Source organism: Pseudomonas sp. Pse79, assembly GCF_024519615.1.
In the GTDB taxonomy this organism is placed as follows: Bacteria; Pseudomonadota; Gammaproteobacteria; order Pseudomonadales; family Pseudomonadaceae; genus Aquipseudomonas; species Aquipseudomonas veronii.
Genome location: NZ_JALJRR010000057.1, coordinates 1 through 4,605 on the forward strand (window position 1 = coordinate 1; position 4,605 = coordinate 4,605).

Below are 4,605 nucleotides of genomic sequence, written 5' to 3' on the forward strand. Positions count from 1 at the left end.
GGAAACCACGACCAGCCAGCGCTTTCCTTTGCGTGAGTTGCCGCAGTCGGTGTGCGAAGAGTGCCTGAAAATTGCTCAAACGCAAGCAGCGGGCGCGGTCATGCGCGCCACCGACTGAGGGTAGAAAAATGCAAGAACACTACACACGCTGGATCGAGCAAATAGAAAGCCTGTGCGGTTCCGCGAACGTGGGGCATGTCGATGTCGTGGTTGATCAAGCCGCCTGGGATGTATCCCTATTGCCGGCCCTTCGCCTTATGGAACCGGGCATGCGCTGGTTTTCTTTATTCAGTGCAACACCAGAAGAGGCACTGTTGACGCAGGCGCCCATTTTGATGCGAATCAACCTCGACGACTGGCGGCACAAAGCCTGGCTGGAAGAACTGATTGAGCAAGTCGGGCATCTGCCACGCCTCATGCTGTTGATTTCACCTATGCCGTTTGATGTTTTGGCTAAGTCCCTTCAGGGGCTCTCGCAGCTTGAGTGGGGAGGCCAGTCGGGATTGCTGCGCTTCTATGACCCCCGCGTAATGCCCGAAGTGTTGGCCAGCGTATTGAGCCCAGAACAGAAAGAGCAATTTCTGCGCGTGACCCTGTTCTGGAGTTGGCTGAACCGGGACCAGCAGCCTGTCTGGCAGCCTGGTACCTATCGGTCGAATCAGCCCCTGGCTGAAACCTTTCCTCCCATCAACTTGGCTGACGCTCAATTTGACCGGTTGGGCAGCATCAGTGACGCACAGAATCTGTTCGAAGTTGCCAGGGCGAGGTTTTCGGAACTTTCCCATGAGCAGTGTTTTGCATGTTGTTATCGCGTAGTGCTGCAAGCCAGTCAAGAAAACTATTTTGGTGACTTGAAATTATACGCAGAGTTGCATTGGAGTAGGGCGGATGTTGTCTAGCTGATAGGCCTTAGTTGTCTGTTGAGCAATACAGGGGGGCATGCCGGACTTTGGTGCGAATAGGGGTAGAGGATGAGCTATTTAAAAAACAGCGCTATGTACCAATGGGTGGGCGGTTGTTTGCTTGTTTTACTCGCCGGATGCTCGGTGGGGGAGTCCAAGTTTTTAGCGGGTAATTTGAATGGAGTGAACCACACATCAGCGGCTATTAATCACTTTTCGGTGAATGGCTATGGTGGCGCCAATATATCTCCCCATGGTTATGGTGGTGGGATGTGCTGTGCGATGTTGCCAAGGCAGTGGCAGACAGGCTTGAAGCTTGAAGTGGAGTGGGAAACTGATCCGAACCCCTATGCAAAATCTCCGCCTTTAGGTTCGGATGCATTTCGAACTTTTATGGCTAAACATAAAACCAACTACCAACAACACAGCGCCATAGTAGAGCTTCCTCCTTATGAGGATAGATTGTGTGCGTTGGAAGTGCATTTTTTACCCTGTAATCAAGTCAAGGTATCCACCTCCTGTTGGCGCTATCCATCACCCAATAGCCCCATCAAGGAACCATTGGAAATGAATGAACCAGCCATATGTCCGAAGTGAAGAGCGCCGAATCGGTTTATGTGTCTGACTTTTCCAAGAAAGGATGTTTATCCAGTGAGTCGCCGGAGGTTCTGAATGAAAGAGGTTTGGCGCAGGTATTTTTCTTACAGAGCTTAAGTGTGAATAAGGAGCATGAGATGAACTATTTAGAAGGCAGTGCTATGTGCCGATGGTTGGGCGGTTGTTTGCTTTTGTTACTGGCTGGGTGCTCGGTGGGGGACTCCAAGTTTTTAGCGGGTAATTTGAATGGAGTGAACCACACGTCAGCGGCCATTAATTACTTTTCGGTGAATGGCTATGGTGGCGCCAATATATCTCCGCATGGTTATGGTGGTGGGATGTGCTGTGCGATGTTGCCAAGGCAATGGCAGCCAGGCTTGAAACTTGAAGTGGAGTGGGAAACTGATCCGAGCCCTTACGAAAAAATTAAGCGTAAACCTGATGGATTTAATTTTGATGAGGTTGCGTTGGCTAGGCATGAGGCAAACTATGGGAGATATAGCACCATAGTAGAGCTCCCTCCTTATGAGGGCAGATTGTGTGCGTTGGAAGTGCATTTTTTACCCTGCAATCAAGTCAAGGTCTCCACGTCTTGTTGGCGCTATCCATCACCCAATAGCCCCATCAAGGAACCATTGGAAATGAAGGAGCCAGTCGTATGTCCGAAGTGAAGAACGCTGAGTCGGTTTATGTGCCGGCCATATTTCCCAAGAAAAGGCGCTTGCCCAGCGATTTGCAGAGCGTAAGTGCCAACTACGATCTACAAATGATCGAGGTGGAACAGTACCGCCAAGAGTTGAATGCCCTGCGTGGTTTACGTGGTGCTTCTACCTGCGCACATAGCTTGCATATCAGCTTGTTCTTTGACGGTACTAACAACAACGAACCCTACGACACCCATAAGGCCACGCCGCCCCATCCGACCAATATCGCTCGGCTCTACCACGCCACTCTGGAGCAGCCGGAAAGTGGCTATTTTCGTTATTACATCCCCGGTGTGGGCACCCCCTTTCCTGAAATTGGCGAGCTGGACTTCAGCATGCGCGGGTTGGCCTTCGCCAATCGAGGGGAGGACCGGGTTAATTGGGGGCTATTGCAAATTGCCGATGCGCTGTCCTTCGCCCTGAACAACAAGCAGGGGTTGGATCTGCCAGTCGCCCAGGCCAAGCTCAAAGCCATGGCCACCACCTGGCCGCTGACTGCGCAGGGTAAAAGCAGCCGGCGCCAGGTCATGGCCTCGCTGCTGGAGCCCTTGCGGACCAGGGTCGCGACCGTGCAGCCCAAGGTGCTGGCGATCAAGCTGTTCGTCTATGGTTTTTCCCGTGGGGCGGCCGAGGCTCGGACCTTCGTTACCTGGTTGAGTGAGCTGTTCGATACCCCGCAAGGGGCCGAACACCCAGAGCAGGCATTATTGGGACTGCCGTTGACCATCGAGTTTCTTGGCTTGCTCGACACCGTGGCTTCGGTGGGCAGCGCCCATGCCGCGCCCTTTGCCGACGGGCATATGGACTGGGCCGATGGCACTCAGAAGTTACCCGATGTCAAGGCATTCCCCGAGTGGATCAAGGTCTGCCGGCATTTTGTCGCGGCCCATGAGCAGCGCTTGTGCTTCCCGTTGGACTCGATCCGTTATGCAGATGGCCTTTATCCCCCTTATGCCCGGGAGGTGGTCTACCCCGGTGTGCATTCGGATGTGGGCGGCGGTTACCCACCTGGGGATCAGGGCAAGGCCCGAGGCGGTTCGGGCGAGTTGCTATCGCAGATTGTGCTGCATGACCTGTATGCGGAGGCCTTTGCGGCCGGTGCGCCGTTGACGGTACCTGAGGCGGTGCTGCCGGATAAACTGCGTCAGATTCAGCGGGCGCGCACCATGTCGACAGACAACTTAAAAGAGTTTGCGTTAGATGATCAGCTCATCGACCGCTTCAACGCCTGGCGCAACACCCTGGGCCTAACCGAAGAAACCACCCCGCCAACCCCGTCTAACGGCCCATCCCTACGCCTGGGCCACTCCCTCGAAGACGCCATGGCCGCGCAATTGGCCTGGCTCACTGGCTGGCGCATCGAGCGTCTGGCCCGTGGCAGTTACGTCAATCAACCTTTTTACGGCCAAGCCACACAGACCAATGCATCGCTGGAAGCGGCGCAAAAAGCCAAACGTGAGGCTGAGATAGCCATCGCCAAAGAAAAGCGCAAGGCGGCCCGGGGTCAGGAGAACGAAGCACAGCTTCTGTTGGGAACGGCCAGCCCGCCGGCTTACGAACCGGTAAGGGATCAGCAGCAGATCCGCGAGGCTGCTGTGGAGTTCGAACACGACTACCAAGGTTGGCGGCGCGATCAGACCAGCGTGGCAGGCTGGGTCGTCGATGTGGCGCTTAGGGACACGGTGTACCTGCTCAATGACGACGACGAGCAGCAGGAGTATGAGCGGATCAAGGCCGAGGGTGAAATGCGCGCCAAGGAGCTGTTTGTTGAGCTCGGGAACAACAGCAATAAGTTTCGCGTCAGCGATTCGCCGCAGAAAGCTGCACTGGTCGCGCTGTTTGACGACCAGATGCATGACTCGCGTGCCTGGTTTATGCACGACGCTACGAGTTCACGGGAGTTGTGGGGGGATTATTTTCGTTACCGCATGGTGTATTTCGGCGATGAAACCAACAAGCGCATGACCCCGGTGGTGGTGGCCGGGCGTGTGGTGGGCATCGCATTGGTACTGGGCGGGGTGTACAGCATCCGTCGTCATGGCTGGAAAGGCCTGGCAGGCACGTTGGCTGGTGCGTCAGTGGGCTACCAGGTGATCGATGTCGTCAGTGGCAAAGTGGAGCCTTTCCTGCCAGGGGCGGAGAAAATCCTGCAACCGACCTTCGCGATCGGTGAGGTGGTGGCGCAGCAAACGCAAGCCATTATCGAGGGTGAAGAGGCCCTGCGCAGGCAGAACATGTTGGACTATCTGAAACGCACTGGCGGGTTGGTCGAGCAGGTTAAGGAGCTGGTGTCATGATGCCCCTGGTACGCATGGGCGACCCACTGCACCCGTTTGGCGGTGAGGTGTTGTCGGGGCATTACAAATCCTTCGGCAAACCAGTGGCCTGCGTGGATGATCAAG

General features: G+C 55.2%; 4 protein-coding genes and 1 pseudogene. All 5 read left to right on the forward strand.

The window, feature by feature from the left end:
• Positions 1-128: 128 nt before the first annotated feature.
• Entirely contained in the window at positions 129-899 is a 771-nt protein-coding gene (locus NR164_RS30140; RefSeq protein WP_057006126.1) for a DUF4123 domain-containing protein, read from the forward strand.
• 72 nt (positions 900-971) lie between these two features.
• Positions 972-1,499 (forward strand): DUF3304 domain-containing protein, encoded by a 528-nt coding sequence (locus NR164_RS30145; protein ID WP_256823660.1) that lies wholly within the window; start codon positions 972-974, stop codon positions 1,497-1,499.
• Positions 1,487-2,170 carry a DUF3304 domain-containing protein gene (locus tag NR164_RS30150; protein WP_256823661.1) on the forward strand — a complete coding sequence of 228 codons (684 nt, stop codon included), beginning with the start codon at positions 1,487-1,489 and terminating at the stop codon, positions 2,168-2,170. Before NR164_RS30145 ends, NR164_RS30150 begins: the two co-directional genes overlap by 13 nt.
• Positions 2,158-4,500, forward strand: coding sequence for a DUF2235 domain-containing protein (locus NR164_RS30155; RefSeq protein ID WP_256823662.1), 2,343 nt, complete (start codon positions 2,158-2,160; stop codon positions 4,498-4,500). The genes NR164_RS30150 and NR164_RS30155 overlap by 13 nt, the downstream gene beginning before the upstream one ends.
• A pseudogene (locus NR164_RS30160) lies at positions 4,497-4,605 on the forward strand (PAAR domain-containing protein); the annotation flags it as partial. The gene NR164_RS30155 and the pseudogene NR164_RS30160, both read left to right, overlap by 4 nt.